Origin of the sequence: Collinsella aerofaciens, assembly GCF_028209395.1 — a bacterium.
In the GTDB taxonomy this organism is placed as follows: Bacteria; Actinomycetota; Coriobacteriia; order Coriobacteriales; family Coriobacteriaceae; genus Collinsella; species Collinsella aerofaciens_AZ.
Window position 1 is genome coordinate 39,043 of record NZ_JAQLDQ010000007.1, and the last position, 14,472, is coordinate 53,514.

A 14,472-nucleotide genomic window follows, 5' to 3' on the forward strand; every position below is an offset into this window, starting at 1 on the left:
AGCACAAGGAGTCTCTTATGGCAGAGCCGCTTACCGCCGGAATCACCCGCGACCGCGCGTTCGAACTGCTCAATGAGCACAACAAGGACCCGTTCCATATCACCCATGGCGAGACGGTCGAGGGCACTATGCGCTACTTTGCGCGCGAGTTCGACCCCGAGAACGAGGAGTTTTGGGGCATCGTCGGTCTGCTGCACGACCTGGATTGGGAGGAGCATGAGGACGACCCCATTAACCACACCATCTATGCTGCCGAGATTCTTGAGGGCGAAGGTGCGTCTCCCGAGCTCATTCGCGCCATCCAGACGCACACGTCGGACTTCAACACCTCACTACCCAAGCCCGAGCTGCAGATGGAAAAGATCCTGTTTGCCTGCGATGAGCTCACCGGCCTGATCGGCGCTGCCGTCATCATGCGCCCGAGCAAGAGCGTTATGGACTTTACGACTAAGTCGCTCAAGAAGAAGTTCAAGGACAAACGCTTTGCCGCCGGCTGCTCGCGCGACGTGATTTCGCAGGGCGCCGAGATGTTGGGCTGGGAGCTCCCCGAGCTCTTTGACCGCACCATCGCGGCCATGCAGTCCTTCGCGCCCGATCGCGATACCTTCCAGGCCTAACCGCCCGCGCCAGCTAAAACCGCCACAAAGGGGACAGGCACCTTTGTGGCGGTTTTTCTTGCGCGGTCGTTAGGGGCGGACCTGGCCGGTGCCTCGGAGCTTGTATTTGTAGGTAGTGAGGGCCTCGGCGGCAAAGGGGCCACGGGCGTGGAGCTTTTGGGTCGAGATGCCAATCTCGGCGCCCAGGCCAAACTCGCCGCCGTCAGTGAAGCGCATGCTGGCGTTGGCGTACACGGCCGAGGCATCGACCGCATCCAGGAAGCGCTCGCAAGCGTCCGTGTCCTCGGCAACGATGGCCTCGGAGTGCATCGTGCCGTAGCGATTGATGTGTGCGATGGCCTGGTCCTCGTTTGCCACGACCTTCACGCTCATCTCGAGCGCCAGGTACTCGCGACCCCAGTCCTCCTCAGTCGCGGCGACGTAGTCATCGCCCTCCACAAAGCCGGCGTCGGCGCACGCGGCGCACGTGGCCTCGTCGCCGTGAATGAGCACGCCGTGGTCATGCAGCACGGTCACGACCGCGGGCAAAAACGCATCGGCCACAGCACGGTCGACCAGCAGCGACTCGGCGGCATTGCACACGCCTACGCGCTGGGTCTTGGCATTAACGATAATGTTGAGCGCCTTATCAAAGTCGGCGGATTCATGCACGTAGATGTGGCAGTTGCCCGTGCCCGTCTCGATCACCGGCACAAGCGACTCGCGCACGCAGCGCTGGATCAGGCCTGCACCTCCGCGCGGAATGAGTACGTCGACAATACCGCGGAGCTTCATGAGCTCGCCGGTGGCCTCGCGATCGGTGGACTCGATCATCGACACGGCCTCGCGCGGGAAGCCCTTGGCCTCGAGCGCATCGGCCAGCAGCTCGGCGATCATGGCACACGAGTGATAGGCCAGCGAGCCGCCGCGTAGAATGCAGGCGTTGCCGGTACGGATGCAGATGCCTGCGGCGTCGGCCGTCACGTTGGGGCGCGCCTCGTAGACCATAGCGACCAGGCCCAGCGGCACACTCACACGGGTCAGGTCCACGCCACTTGCAAGCACGCGGTGGTCGAGCACGCGGCCCACGGGATCGGGCAGCTCGGCGAGCTTTTCCAGGCCGGCGACCATGCCCTCGACGCGCTCGGGCGTCAGCAGCAGGCGATCGAGCAGTCCGGCCGAGGTACCCGCATCGCGCGCGGCAGACATATCGAGCTCGTTAGCGGCGACGATGGAGTCGACACCGTTGCGCAGTGCTGCGGCCATGGCGCGCACGGCCTCCTGACGCTGCTCATCGCTCGCCGTGGCAAGCGAGGCCGACGCTGCCTTGGCGGCAACGGCAAGATCGTGGACATACGTGGCTATATCGACCGACATGGACGGCCCTTTCTCCTAGAAGTTTGCAACCATGGTAGCCGATTTGCGCATGGCCTCGCCCGCGGCGGTAGAATTGGTCAACCCGAAACACCGCAACGAACGGAAGACTCACATGGCCCCCATCACTTCGTACCACGTCCCCGGCCTTTATGTCGAGGACCACAGCATCGACGTCCCCCTTGACTGGCGCGGCCTGGAGCCGATGCTCCTGGCCGTCGGCAGCACCATGCGCCGCGGCGCTATGCCGGCACCCATCGCCGGCGCGCCCGAGAGCATCAAGCTCTTCTACCGCGTGGTTTGCGCGCCCGACCGCATCAACGACGATCTGCCGCTGCTCCTGTTTTTGCAGGGCGGCCCCGGCGGCGAGAGCCCGCGTCCGCTGTCGCCCACAAGCGACGGCTGGATCGAGGAGGCCGTCAAGCACTTCCGCGTCGTCCTGCCCGACCAGCGCGGCACCGGGCGCAGCAGCTGTGTAGACGGGCGCACGATTGCCGCACTGGGCGAGCGCGCGGCGGCGGCCAGCTCCGATGCCGCACGCTCGCAGGCTGACTTCCTCAAGCGCCACCTCGCCAGCTCCATCGTGCGCGATTTTGAGTACCTGCGCCTAGTGGGCTTTGGCGGCAAGCCGTGGGTCACGCTCGGCCAAAGCTACGGCGGTTTTTTGACGCTGAGCTACCTGTCGCTCTTCCCCGAGGGCGTGGCGGCGAGCTTTACCTGTGGCGGAATCCCCCACGCGCCGGCGAGCGCAAGCGAGGTCTACGCGCACACCTTCCCGCGTATGGCCGCCAAGACGCAGCAGTATTATGACCGCTACCCCGCTGACGTCGAGCGCGTGGCAGCCCTGGCCGATGCGCTCGAGGCTCAGAAGCCCGTGCTGCCCGACGGCTCGCCGATGACGGTCGAGCGCCTACAGCTCATGGGCAGCGACTTTGGCATGAAGCCGAGCTTTGAGCGCATGCATTGGATTATCGATCACGCTTTTGTTGACGGCGACGGCACGCTGACCTGCGGCGCCTCGGTATCTGACAGCTTTTTGATGCGCGCCTTCGAGCGCACCAACACGCGCACGAATCCGCTGTACTGGACGCTGCAGGAGTTCATATACGCCGACGGCGACACTATGCCCATTGGTTGGGCCGCGGCCGAAGAGAAGGCACACCGCGCCGAGTTCGACACCCTCGCGCGCCCGCTCATGTTTACCGGCGAGGCCATGTTCCCGTGGATGTTCGAGCAGATGCCCGAGCTTAAGCCGTTTAAGCCCGCCATGGACCTGCTGATGGAAGACACCAGCTGGGACAAGATCTACGACCCGCAGCGCCTGGCCTGCAACGAGGTGCCGCTCCAGGCCGCGGTGTATTTCGACGACATGTACGTGGATTCGAGCCTGCAGCTCGATACGCTCAGCCGCGTGGGCAACTCGCATGCCTGGGTGACCAACGAGTTCGAGCACGACGGCCTGCACGGCAGCGTGGTGTTCAAGTACCTCTTCGACGAAGCCCTCAACCGCGGAGACCTGCGCCGGATCTTCTAGCAAAGGGGTGTCCCCACCTGCCGGCACAAAAAGAACGTCCCCAAGTGCCGAACAAGTGCCGGCAACGACAATGCCGCAGGTAGAGAACGGAAAGCGAAAACGCCCCTAAGCGAGCAAGGTGACGTGAAAGAGGAGGGCATTGACCTTTTGGTCATGCCCGACGATTGAACGTCAGATTGCCGCTTAGGGGCGTTTGCAGCGTCAATTGGTTATGCGAAGACGATTAAATTATCCCTGTGTATCGCCGGCTTCTCGGCCAGGTTAGCGAGCAGGCGGTTGCTGGCAATCTGGTCTTGACGGCGTCCGGCGGCGAGCTCCAACACATCCGAATCGGCCTCGGCGATACCGCGGGCGACAACCATGCCGCTCGGATCGCACACATCGAGCACATCGCCCTCGGCAAACTGGCCATCGACCTCGCGAATACCCACCGCAAGCAAGGAAGAGCCACGGCTAACCAGCGCCTTCGCGGCACCATCATCGACCGTCACCGAGCCGTGCGCCTTGTCGCCCAGTGCGATCCACAGCTTGCGGGGTGCGATGTCCAGACGCTCCGCCGGCGGATCGAACAGCGTGCCCACGCTCTCGCCGCGGGCGAGGCGCACGAGCGCATCGGGTTCCTCGCCCGAGCAAATCACGCTCTGAATGCCCGCCGTCATCAGGATACGGCTCGCGCGAATCTTGGTAATCATGCCGCCCGTGCCCACCGATGTGGAAGAATCGCCCGCCGAGGCAATAATCTTGGCATCGATCTTATGCACGACCGGGACAAACTCGGCCGTCGGGTCCTCGTGCGGATTGGCGGTGTAGAGGCCGTCGATGTCGGACAGCGTCACGCACAGATCGACAGAAACCAGGCAGCTCACAAGCGCCGCCAGTGTGTCGTTGTCACCAAACTTGATCTCATCGACGGTAACGGTATCGTTCTCGTTGACGATCGGCACCACGCCAAGCTCCACGAGGCGCAGCAGGGCGTCGCGCGCATGCAGGTAGGACATGCGACGGGCCGTGTCGTGGCGCGTGAGCAGCACGAGCGAGGTGAGCAGGTCGCGCGCATGAAACTCCTCGTCGTAGGCCGACGAGATGATGCACTGACCGGCCGAGGCGCAAGCCTGTAAGCTCGGCAGGTCACCGACCGGCTTGCGGTCGAAGCCCAGCACGGGATAGCCACAGGCAATAGCGCCCGAGCTCACCACGACCAGACGCCAGCCGAGCTTGCGCAGCGCTGCGGCTTGATCGGCAAGTCCGCCGATAAAGGCGCGGTTGACCTTGCCATCGGCGCCCACCACCGTGGACGAACCGATCTTTACCACCATCGTTTTATAAGAAGTCGTCATACGTCAAACCAATCAACTGTTCAGCGAACGGCCGAGCGGCGGCCAAGGGAGCGTGACTCGCCCCTACCGCCCAAAGAATTAGTGAGCCCAGGGAAAAGCAGAAGCCGCGGCCATATTCTTGCGCACGAGCTCGTCGCGCACCTGAGCCAGGCCCTGCTCCATGCCCACCACATAGGTCTGCGGGTACAGGAAGCGCTTGAAAGCTGCGTCCAGATGATCGAGCGCCCAAACACAGCGCTCGCGCGCGTCCTGGATGCTCTCACGCGGAGCCACCGCGCTGCCGTCGCGCACGATCGGCACCAGCAGCTCGCGATACTCAAGTTCGGACACGTCGGTCACCAGGGCGGCATCATTCACGGCCACGAGGGCATTGCCGCGCGCGGCGCCCTCCCCCGCCAGATGGTCCTCGTCGTAGATCATGTCGCAGACCGGGCCGCCAAAGCCGTCGTAATAACGGCGCACGCGTTGCACACCCGGGATCGTGCGCTTGTAGGGCTGCTCGGAGAGCTTGACCACCGGCGTCCATGGATCTGCCTCGCTCGCACGGCGGGCGGAAAGCTTGTACACGCCACCCAGCGCCGGCTGGTCATAGCAGGTCGCAAGCTTGGTACCCACACCAAAGCTGTCGATGGGCGCACCCTGGTCGAGCAGCGACTGAATCGTGTATTCATCCAGATCGTTAGAAACCGAGATCCCCACATAGGGCAGGCCCTCGGCATCAAAACGGCCGCGAACATACTTGGAGAGCTTGGCAAGGTCGCCGGAGTCGATGCGAATAGCCGACAGGCGCTCGCCCACCGCCTCCATCTCCTTGGCAACCGTAATGGCATGCTCGCAGCCCTCGCGCACGTCATAGGTGTCGATGAGCAGCGTACAGTTCTTGGGGCTCGACTTGGCAAAGGCGCGGAAGGCCTCGAGCTCGGAATCGAAGCTCATCACCCAGCTGTGCGCATGCGTGCCAAAGACGGGAATACCGTAGCGGCGGCCGGCGAGCACATTGGACGTAGAGGAGCAGCCGGCAACGTAGCTCGCGCGCGCAACGGCCAGGCCGCCATCGGGGCCCTGGGCACGGCGCAGGCCAAACTCCGCCACGGGACGGCCGTCGGCGGCAAGCACCACGCGCGCCGTCTTGGTGGCGACAAGCGTCTGGAAGCCGACGATGTTGAGCAGCGCCGTCTCAAGCAGCTGACACTCGAGCGCAGGACCGGTGACGCGCACCATGGGCTCGCGCGGAAAGACGAGCTCGCCCTCGGGAACGGCGTCGATATTTACATGCGCACGAAAATCGCGCAGGTAGTCGAGGAATGCGGACTTGAACATCGCGCCGCCGGCAGGGGCCTCAAGCGATGCGAGGTAGTCGATGTCCTCGGGCGTAAAGCGCAGATTCTCGACCAGCTCGGGCAGTTCGGCGGTGCCGCACATGACGGCATAGGCGCTGCCAAAGGGATGGTCGCGGTAAAACGCGGTAAAACAACCCTGCTCATTGGCCTTGCCGCTCTCCCACAGGCCCTGGGCCATAGTGAGCTCGTACAGATCGGTGAGCATTGCGATGTCGGTGGGATGAGAGATATCGGTCAAAGCCATGGGGCGACCTTTCGGATGCGTTGTGCAGAGGTTGAGGGTTGGCGAGGCGGGCGTGCGGGCATGGAGCCCAGCGCGAACAGGCTAGTGCAGACCCATGCTGGTCAGGATCGTGTAGCCCATAAAGATGACAAACGCGATGAGGGCAAGGACAATGATGATTTTTTGAGCCGGCGCCATACCGGGGATCTCGTTCTCGCCCGTGGGCTCCTTAGAGGTGACCATGCGCTGGGCAAAGGTCATCTCGTCACGGCTCGGTTTGGGCTCGACGGGCTTGGGACGAGCGGCCCTTTTAGGCTGAGGTTTGGGTGCGGCGGGCGCGGGCTTCGCGGCGGCGGGCCTGGGCGCGGGGGCGACGTTCGCGGCGGCCTCCTCGGCCTTCTCGCGCTCGGCACGCAGGGCGGTCAGCTCCTCACGCTCGCGACGTGCCTCTTCCTGGGCCTCGCGGCGGGCCTTCTCGGCGCGGAGCTCTTCCAACTCGGCGCGTTCCTCGGCAGACAGTGGTTGGGACTCAAGCTCGGCCATGGTACAGCCCTTTCTTTTAAAAAAAGCCGCCGACACAATGTCAGCGGCTTATCAAATCCAAGGGTGGAGACGAAGGGAGTCGAACCCTCGGCCTCTGCCATGCGACGGCAGCGCTCTCCCAACTGAGCTACGTCCCCAGGACAAGTTGATATTTTACCTACGGCTCGCCAACTGTCAACGCCCAATACCCAGTCTTTTTGGGACGCGGCTGTTTTAGCTACCCCGACAGACAACGCGAACGGTTTGGTCGAACAGCGGCAGGGGTAGCTAAAACAGCCCCGTCCCAAAAAGACTACTCAAAGAGCCTCGTCCCAGATTAGCTGGTTTGAGCACTAGTAAGAACACCGGTGGTATCGAACGCCGGGGTAAAGCTCTCGTCTACCGCGCCGCCTTCTTGCCAAAACATCGTCGTAAAGCCCAGGTCGTCGGCATGGTCGAGCACCTGCTCGTACTCCTCGCGCGTCACGGCGCGCGCCAGGTCGCCGCCTTGTTCGCGCATGAGGGCATTGGGCGTGTACTGGTTCATGACCGAGATCGGCACGTCGCCCACCGTCTGCCACACCAGGTCCAACACGCGGCACGAATCGTCCGCATGCCCCGGCAGCACCAAGTGGCGCACGATGATGCCGCGCTTCATAAGCCCGTCGTCATCCACCAACTCTCCCCCGCGGCGCTCGATCTCGCGCGCCATCTGCGCCAGACCCGACACGGCGACGCGCGGGTAGTCCTGAATATGAGAGAGCGACTGCGCAAGCCCCGCATCGGCATATTTAAAGTCGGTAAGCCACACATCGACCAGATCGCCGAGCGCCGCCACGGCGCTCGCCCGCTCATAGCCGCTCGTGTTGTAGACGATGGGGATGACCAACCCCCGCGCCCGCGCCGCGGCAATCGCAGCAGGCAACAGGTGCGCATAGTGCGTCGCCGTCACCAAATTGATGTTGTTGGCACCCTGGTCCTGCAGTTCCAGCATAATCTCGACCAGGCGCTCAGGCGAAATCTCAAGGCCAAAATTGCCGGTCGAGATCTCATGGTTCTGGCAGTAGATACATTTGAGCGAACAGCCGCTAAAGAAGATCGTGCCCGAACCGGCCTCGCCCGAGATAGGCGGCTCCTCCCACATATGAAGCGCCGCGCGGGCCACCTTGAGCGTGTTGTCGGCGCCGCACACGCCACGCGCGCCCTCGTCGCGCGCCGCACCGCAACGGCGCGGACACAAATGGCAGGCAGGCGAAAAAAGTTCGGTCAACGACGTCGGCATAAATAAACATGCTCCAAAACAACGATTCAGCAGCTCAAACGCAAAAGGACCAAGCGCGCAGGCGGCTCGAGCCCAAGGCGCCGTAATCGTCCGACACGATTTTTGTAATGTCAAGACTGGAATCGATAAAGTGCCGCTTTATGATGTAGGTATTCCGCCCCCCGCGGAGCAACTGGGTGAACCGTCGCGTTTATTTAGGGAGCCCACACAGTCGTACCTAGTACAGGTATCCTTCGTTGTTAAGGACGCTGGAACAGTCGATGAGGGCACCCACCTGTTTTAGGTGGGTTCATTTTCGTAACGTGGGGGGTGGTTTTCTTTTGCCGAAAACCACCATTACAGCCCATATGGATCCCCGCCGGTATCCCGACAAGCCATCGACAACATCCCAATATCTGGTAAGCGCGTGATTATCGCTGCATGCAATTCCATGCACCCCCCGTGGTCGAGTATCATGGTTCGGCTATGCCCTTTGCGCTTAGCAACCTTTGACCTTTTCCTTCGACGCTTGGCGGTTTTTAGATTCATGGCTTCATCCCCGAGCTACATACCGTATCTATGCGTGGCAGCGGCGGCCTTCATCACGACCTTCCTCACGGTGCCCCTGGTCAAGCGCTTGGCAATTAAGCTCGACGCCGTCGACTATCCTTCTAAGCGCCGCATCAACACCAAGCCCATCCCGCGTTTGGGCGGAACGGCGGTGTTTTTGGGCCTGGTCGTTGCCTGTATTGTGCAAATCCTAGGCACCTGGTACCTGGGTTGGCCGCCCGTCCTGGTGCCGCACCCGCGCCTTCACATTAGCTATCCTATGCTGGCCCTCTCCTTTACCGTCATCTTTGCGACCGGCGCTATCGACGACGTCATCCAGCTCAAGCCCAAGCAAAAGCTGGCCGGACAGGTCCTCGCTGCGCTCATCGCCTGCGTGGGCGGCCTGCGCATCGGCGTCATCGTCAACCCGTTTGCCCCTGGCGAAATCATGCTCGGATGGCTCGCCTACCCCATCACCGTGATCTATCTGGTGGCATTCACCAACATCATTAACCTCATCGACGGCCTCGACGGCTTAGCCACGGGCATCTGCGGCATCGCGTCGTTCACCATGTTTTCGATGGCCGTTCTCTCGGGCCGCATCGACGCCGCCGCGCTCTCCATTGCGCTCTTTGGCGCCTGTCTGGCCTTTTTGCGCTACAACTTCAACCCCGCAAGCATCTTCTTGGGCGACTCGGGGTCGCTGCTTCTGGGCTTTGCGCTGGGCTCCATCTCGCTACTCAACGTGAGCCGCACCGCCGCGCTCACCTCGCTTATCATCCCGCTCATCGTTGCCGGCGTGCCCATCATCGACACGTTTAGCGCCATCGTGCGCCGCAAGCGCGCCCACATTAGCATCGGGCAGGCCGACAAGGGCCACATCCACCACCGCCTGATCCAAGAGGGCTACAACCAAAAGCAGGCTGTGCTGCTCATCTATGCCTGGTGCATTATGCTTTCGGCCGGCGCCGCCGCGATCAACCAGGTCGAGGTGCCCATGCGCGTGCTCATCTTTACCGTGCTCGCCATTGGCTCGGCGGCCTTTGCCAAGCATCTACATCTGTTTGAGCCCGTGCTGCGCCACCATTACAACAAGCGCACGCACGAGGACGAGCTCGTCACCCCCGACGATCCCGCCTTTAAGCAAGAGGAGCAGGCAGCCGAGGAACGTAAGGAAGAGCGCCACCACAGGCGCTAGGGTAAGCTGCCGAGGATGCGTCCAGACGCCGCCGGCCAAACGTGCAGCCACGCCGCGCCCATCGCACAAGCCGCCGCTCTCCCGCCCCTCGCCTACTTACGACCTGCCCCTCCAATAAACGCGTTATCATCTTGACCCATGAACATACGTTAGGAGCAATCATGCCAAACGAGAACAGCTACGAAGTCGCGCTGCAAAAGAGCAACGCCATTCGCGAGGGCCTGGCCAAAACGCCCGAGAAGTTCACCATGCTCACCGGCGACCGCCCCACCGGCCGTCTGCACCTGGGTCACTACTTCGGCACCCTCAAGGGCCGTGTTGAGCTGCAGAACATGGGCGCCAAGACCAACGTGCTCATCGCCGACTACCAAGTCATCACTGACCGCGATACGACCGAGCACATCCAGGACAACGTGTACAACATGGTCATGGACTACCTTGCCTGCGGCATCGACCCCGACAAGACCATGATCTACGCGCACTCCGCCGTACCCGCCGCAAACCAGCTCATGCTGCCGTTCCTGTCGCTGGTCTCCGAGGCCGAGCTGGCGCGCAACCCCACGGTCAAGGCCGAGATGGAGGCCTCGGGCCACGAGCTCACCGGCCTTCTGCTCACCTACCCGGTGCACCAGGCCTGCGACATCCTGTTCTGCAAGGGCAATGTGGTGCCCGTCGGTCGCGACCAGCTGCCGCACATCGAGCTCACCCGCACCATCGCCCGCCGCTTTAACAACCGCTACGGCAAAGTGTTCCCCGAGGTCGAAGCGCTGCTGTCCGAGACCCCGCTACTGCCGGGCCTGGACGGTCGCAAGATGAGCAAGAGCTACGGCAACGCCATCAACATCTCGATGACCGCCGAGGAGACGGCCAAGCGCATCAAGAAGAGCCAGACCGACTCCGAGCGCATGATCACGTTCGATCCCGAGAACCGCCCCGGCGTGTCCGGCCTGCTTTCAACCGCCGCCATCTGCACTGGCCGTTCCGAGGTCGAGATTGCCGAGGAGATTGGCATGGGCGGCTCCGGCCAGCTCAAGAAGTACGTGACCGAGGCCGTCAACGAGTACTTCGCGCCGATCCGCGAGCGTCGTCAGCGCTATGAGAACGATCTGGACTATGTGAAGGACGTGCTGCACGAGGGCAACCGTCGCGCCAACGAGATTGCCGAGCAGACCCTGGCCGAGGTTCAGGACGCCATGGGCATGGTGTACTAGATCGATCTGCTGGCTAGAACTTTCGATTGCTATAGGGCGGGCGCTACGGCGTCCGCCTTTTTTGGTGCCCGACCGGTTCGGCTCTGCCCATTGCACTCCCTCGACAAACAGGAACAGGCCCGCTGGCAGTTAGTTGCCAGCGGGCCTGTTCCCGAAGTACACCGTTGAATCGCACAGAGGGGAGGAATGCGAATCAAACTCAACAGGGCAGGCTTTTTCATCGCCTATTGCCTGCTCCGTTGCTGAAACCAATATAGTTCACCGTGGTTTACTTTGCTGCGACAAACCGCGCCGCCATACCTTCTCCATAAGTTAACCTCGGTAAACCTGCCAAAACCACCACAAAGGGGATAGGCACCTTTGTGGTGGTTTAAGCCACGGCAGAGCCGCTAGAGCCCTGCAGGCCAGCGACAGGCGGCCAAGTCGACGTGCATGTCGTCCTTAAACGCCACACCCTCCCCTAGCAAAAGCTCACGTTGAGCATCGGGACCGCCAAAAGCAAAACCATCGCATATGCGGCCATCGGCAAACACCACGCGGTGACAGGGAATCTCGCCGGGGCGCGGATTGCCATGCAGGGCATACCCCACGTACCGCGCACTTCGTGGACGTCCAGCAAGCAGCGCCACCTGACCATACGTGGCGACCATCCCCTCGGGAATCTGCTCGACCACCTCGTACACCCGCTCAAAAAAGCCCTCAGACGCCATTGCTCGCCCCCTTCCACCCGGAATAGCATAAACCACCACAAAGGTGCCTGTCCCCTTTGTGGTGGTTTTGGCAGGTGGGCTAGTTAACGGGCTGGAAGAAGGCTACGGCTACGGCGCCGGGGCCTACATGGGTGCCGATGGTGGCGCCGATGGTGTGAACGGGCAGTTCGCCCTCGGTATGGCCAGCCCACAGTGCCGCGCTGTCCTCGATATACTTCTTGAGCACCGCATCCGAAAGGCCCGTATAGCCGAGCGCCAGCGGCATGGAAAAGTCGATGCCGCCCGCCTTTTCGACCTTCTGGTTGAGCAGGTTACGTCCGTTCTTGGAACCGCGCGCCTTGCCCAGCTGCACGATCAGACCGTCCTCGGCAGCCACCACGGGCTTTACGTTGAGCAGCGTACCCACGGCACCGGCCGCAGCAGACAGGCGACCGCCGCGCACCAGGTACTCCAGCGTCTCGAGCAGGCCGATGACGACCACGCGGTCGCGCACGGCCTCGACAGCCGCCGCAACCTGAGCCGCGCCCTGGCCCTCGTCCACCAGGCGCAGCGCATACTCGACCAGCACGCGCTCGCCCAAGGTCACGTTATTGCTGTCCACGACGAACATGTCGCCGCCCGGCGCCTCGGCAAGTGCCGTACGAGCACTCTGGTTGGTGCCCGAGAGTTTGGCTCCCACGGTAATAATCACGGCCTCATCGCCGGCCTCACGCGCTTCGGCAATCGCCTGCGAAAAGGCGTACGGGTTGACCTGACCGGTCTTGGGCAGCTCATCGCGCTCCACAAGCATCTCGTAAAAGCGCTGGTGATCGATGTCGACGCCATCCATATACACATCGGTGCCAAAGGTGACGGACAGCGGCAGAACACGCAGAGCGGGGTGCTCCGCCGGCGACATATCGCTTGCGGAATCGGTAATAATGCGGACGGACATAACGAATCCTTTCTTGCGCAGGTCTCGCGCAGGGAATTTTGACAGCAATGTCCCGGCACGGCGTACGCGCTCAAACGGGACGATGCAGTTCTTGGCTGAAAGCTAGCGCCAGCGCGGCTCTAGATCTCGCGCAGGGTGTTGAGGATCGTGCGCAGCGATGCATACATCTGCTCGCGCTGCTCCACGCCCATGGCCTTGCCGGTGGTATCGAGCACCTCGCGAATGATGCGATCGGCCTCGCTCATGCTCTCGCCGCCCAGGGCAGTCAGGCGCACCGGAGCACGATACTTGACGGCCGCATCACCCGAGTCGTCAACCTCGACGTAGCCGCCCTCCTCCAGATGTGCCAGTGTGCGCGAAACGGCGGCACGGGTAACGCCGGCCATGCGGGCGAGGTCGGCGCCAGTCAGGCCGTCCTTGCTGCGCTCAAGATAGTACAGGCACATAACGTCGGAGCCCTTGAGGCCCAGCCTTGCGCCTTCGGACGTCTTGATACGCTGAATCTCCTTGTAGAGGCCGCTGATCAGTCCGACAAAGTCCTCAAAACGTGTCTCGCCGTTCTGCTGCATGGTGACGACCGCCTTTCGCTTACATGATGCTAACGGGTAAACATCTTAGCCGCACAAGGCAACACCCGTACCCAAATATCCCATTTGTTAACCCATCAACATAAAAACCACCACAAAGGGGACAGGCACCTTTGTGGTGGTTTGGGGCATCGAGTTTGATCCGCAGACTTCGCTACAGCCCCACGCAAGGATTGTCGCGGGTCACAAGCGTTTTAACGACAACCGTCGCTCCCAGATAGCGCTCGAGCAGCTCGGCTAAGCGATCGATCGCGGCCTGGCAATCCCCCATCCGCTCGGGCTCCACGCACTCAATCGCCAGGAAAGCATCGACCGAATCATCGGACAACGCCGTTCGAACGCCATCGCGCCAGTTCCAGCAGCGGCATACGGCGCCCGCATCATCGATGTAGGCGAGCTCGCCGGGCAGCGTCGGGTCATCTGTCTCCTCGCCAAGCGGCAGAAATGAATCGCCACCGTCGGTCACCTTCAGGCAAAGGTCTCCCTCAATCGCGTGCAAATCCTCGCCGCCTACGGGCAGCGCGTAGGACAGCGACACCGTGTTGTAGATGTCCACCGCGGGCGTAATGTGGCCCACCGGCTTTCCTTTGAGCACGCGCTTGAGCAGGTTCTCAATTGAGCAACGCGCGCCCTTCTTGGTCTTGAATAGGCGATATGCCTCGCGCCATGCCTTAACCGGCGCATTCTCGCTGATGGTATCACTCGTCAGGTGACGCTCCGCATCGATATTGGCGCGGTCGAGCAACGCGGCAATCGCATCAACGTCCTCTTGAGGAATCTGAGCCGCGGGCTTCATGCCCTTTACGACCACAACACCGACAGCCGCCTGCGGAAATAGCTCCCAAAACGAATCCTCGGCAACGAAACTCTTCATGTGCTCTCCCTTCATAGCATGCGCCCGAGCCCGGGTGCCTAAACAAAAAGCGCCCTTACGACGGCCACCTTCAAAGTCCTACGGTGCCGCCACAAGAGCGCTTACGCTGCCCCCATCCGGAGAAGGGGGCGATATGTCAGGCGTATTGTAACCCGAGTCATTCGCCCAAGCAAAACCGCCACAAAGGTGCCTGTCCCCTTTGTGGCGGATATGGACTCGCGG

General features: G+C 62.2%; 13 protein-coding genes and 1 tRNA gene. 4 read left to right on the top strand and 10 right to left on the bottom strand.

Annotated elements, in window-relative coordinates; all coding sequences use genetic code 11:
• Positions 1-17: 17 nt before the first annotated feature.
• Positions 18-617, top strand: a complete 600-nt coding sequence (locus tag PMW67_RS04615) for an HD domain-containing protein (protein WP_161145052.1) — start codon at positions 18-20, stop codon at positions 615-617.
• 69 nt (positions 618-686) lie between these two features.
• Here PMW67_RS04615 and PMW67_RS04620 read toward each other — a convergent pair whose 3' ends face one another.
• Positions 687-1,973 (bottom strand): glutamate-5-semialdehyde dehydrogenase, encoded by a 1,287-nt coding sequence (locus PMW67_RS04620; RefSeq protein WP_271738853.1) that lies wholly within the window; start codon positions 1,971-1,973, stop codon positions 687-689.
• Positions 1,974-2,085: 112 nt separating this feature from the next.
• Between PMW67_RS04620 and PMW67_RS04625 the strand changes: the two genes are divergently transcribed.
• On the top strand, positions 2,086-3,504 hold the full coding sequence (locus PMW67_RS04625) for an alpha/beta fold hydrolase (protein WP_271738854.1): 1,419 nt from the start codon (positions 2,086-2,088) through the stop codon (positions 3,502-3,504).
• Between the two features lie 209 nt (positions 3,505-3,713).
• Here PMW67_RS04625 and proB read toward each other — a convergent pair whose 3' ends face one another.
• From proB to PMW67_RS04650, 5 genes are all read right to left on the bottom strand, one after another.
• Positions 3,714-4,841 (bottom strand): glutamate 5-kinase, encoded by a 1,128-nt coding sequence (gene proB, locus PMW67_RS04630; RefSeq protein WP_271738855.1) that lies wholly within the window; start codon positions 4,839-4,841, stop codon positions 3,714-3,716.
• 78 nt (positions 4,842-4,919) lie between these two features.
• On the bottom strand, positions 4,920-6,425 hold the full coding sequence (locus PMW67_RS04635) for a nicotinate phosphoribosyltransferase (RefSeq protein ID WP_271738856.1): 1,506 nt from the start codon (positions 6,423-6,425) through the stop codon (positions 4,920-4,922).
• An 81-nt stretch (positions 6,426-6,506) separates the two neighbouring features.
• Entirely contained in the window at positions 6,507-6,947 is a 441-nt protein-coding gene (locus PMW67_RS04640) for a hypothetical protein (protein ID WP_117778432.1), read from the bottom strand.
• 64 nt (positions 6,948-7,011) lie between these two features.
• Positions 7,012-7,084, bottom strand: a tRNA-Ala gene (locus PMW67_RS04645).
• A 179-nt stretch (positions 7,085-7,263) separates the two neighbouring features.
• Positions 7,264-8,208: a radical SAM protein gene (locus PMW67_RS04650; protein ID WP_271738857.1), complete on the bottom strand. Its 945-nt coding sequence runs from the start codon at positions 8,206-8,208 to the stop codon at positions 7,264-7,266.
• Positions 8,209-8,734: 526 nt separating this feature from the next.
• Here PMW67_RS04650 and PMW67_RS04655 point away from each other — a divergent pair.
• Positions 8,735-9,934: an MraY family glycosyltransferase gene (locus PMW67_RS04655; RefSeq protein WP_271738858.1), complete on the top strand. Its 1,200-nt coding sequence runs from the start codon at positions 8,735-8,737 to the stop codon at positions 9,932-9,934.
• A gap of 161 nt (positions 9,935-10,095) precedes the next feature.
• Positions 10,096-11,145, top strand: a complete 1,050-nt coding sequence (gene trpS, locus PMW67_RS04660) for a tryptophan--tRNA ligase (protein WP_117757745.1) — start codon at positions 10,096-10,098, stop codon at positions 11,143-11,145.
• Positions 11,146-11,534: 389 nt separating this feature from the next.
• Here trpS and PMW67_RS04665 read toward each other — a convergent pair whose 3' ends face one another.
• From PMW67_RS04665 to PMW67_RS04680, 4 genes are all read right to left on the bottom strand, one after another.
• Complete coding sequence (locus PMW67_RS04665) at positions 11,535-11,855, bottom strand: MGMT family protein (RefSeq protein ID WP_089572047.1); 321 nt, start codon at positions 11,853-11,855, stop codon at positions 11,535-11,537.
• A 79-nt stretch (positions 11,856-11,934) separates the two neighbouring features.
• Positions 11,935-12,789: a DegV family protein gene (locus PMW67_RS04670; RefSeq protein ID WP_117641033.1), complete on the bottom strand. Its 855-nt coding sequence runs from the start codon at positions 12,787-12,789 to the stop codon at positions 11,935-11,937.
• A 119-nt stretch (positions 12,790-12,908) separates the two neighbouring features.
• The gene (locus PMW67_RS04675) at positions 12,909-13,358 is read right to left on the bottom strand and encodes a MarR family winged helix-turn-helix transcriptional regulator (protein WP_271738859.1); all 450 of its coding nucleotides are present in this window, start codon (positions 13,356-13,358) and stop codon (positions 12,909-12,911) included.
• Positions 13,359-13,530: 172 nt separating this feature from the next.
• Positions 13,531-14,250: a B3/B4 domain-containing protein gene (locus PMW67_RS04680; RefSeq protein WP_271738860.1), complete on the bottom strand. Its 720-nt coding sequence runs from the start codon at positions 14,248-14,250 to the stop codon at positions 13,531-13,533.
• Positions 14,251-14,472: the final 222 nt, after the last annotated feature.

What these genes read in the sequence shown, in the direction of transcription:
- PMW67_RS04670 (WP_117641033.1), bottom strand. Translation starts at nt 12,789, where the DNA reads ATGTCCGTCCGCATTATTACCGATTCCGCAAGCGATATGTCGCCGGCG.
- PMW67_RS04640 (WP_117778432.1), bottom strand. Translation starts at nt 6,947, where the DNA reads ATGGCCGAGCTTGAGTCCCAACCACTGTCTGCCGAGGAACGCGCCGAG.
- PMW67_RS04615 (WP_161145052.1), top strand. Translation starts at nt 18, where the DNA reads ATGGCAGAGCCGCTTACCGCCGGAATCACCCGCGACCGCGCGTTCGAA.
- trpS (WP_117757745.1), top strand. Translation starts at nt 10,096, where the DNA reads ATGCCAAACGAGAACAGCTACGAAGTCGCGCTGCAAAAGAGCAACGCC.
- PMW67_RS04655 (WP_271738858.1), top strand. Translation starts at nt 8,735, where the DNA reads ATGGCTTCATCCCCGAGCTACATACCGTATCTATGCGTGGCAGCGGCG.
- proB (WP_271738855.1), bottom strand. Translation starts at nt 4,841, where the DNA reads ATGACGACTTCTTATAAAACGATGGTGGTAAAGATCGGTTCGTCCACG.
- PMW67_RS04680 (WP_271738860.1), bottom strand. Translation starts at nt 14,250, where the DNA reads ATGAAGAGTTTCGTTGCCGAGGATTCGTTTTGGGAGCTATTTCCGCAG.
- PMW67_RS04665 (WP_089572047.1), bottom strand. Translation starts at nt 11,855, where the DNA reads ATGGCGTCTGAGGGCTTTTTTGAGCGGGTGTACGAGGTGGTCGAGCAG.
- PMW67_RS04675 (WP_271738859.1), bottom strand. Translation starts at nt 13,358, where the DNA reads ATGCAGCAGAACGGCGAGACACGTTTTGAGGACTTTGTCGGACTGATC.
- PMW67_RS04625 (WP_271738854.1), top strand. Translation starts at nt 2,086, where the DNA reads ATGGCCCCCATCACTTCGTACCACGTCCCCGGCCTTTATGTCGAGGAC.
- PMW67_RS04635 (WP_271738856.1), bottom strand. Translation starts at nt 6,425, where the DNA reads ATGGCTTTGACCGATATCTCTCATCCCACCGACATCGCAATGCTCACC.
- PMW67_RS04620 (WP_271738853.1), bottom strand. Translation starts at nt 1,973, where the DNA reads ATGTCGGTCGATATAGCCACGTATGTCCACGATCTTGCCGTTGCCGCC.
- PMW67_RS04650 (WP_271738857.1), bottom strand. Translation starts at nt 8,208, where the DNA reads ATGCCGACGTCGTTGACCGAACTTTTTTCGCCTGCCTGCCATTTGTGT.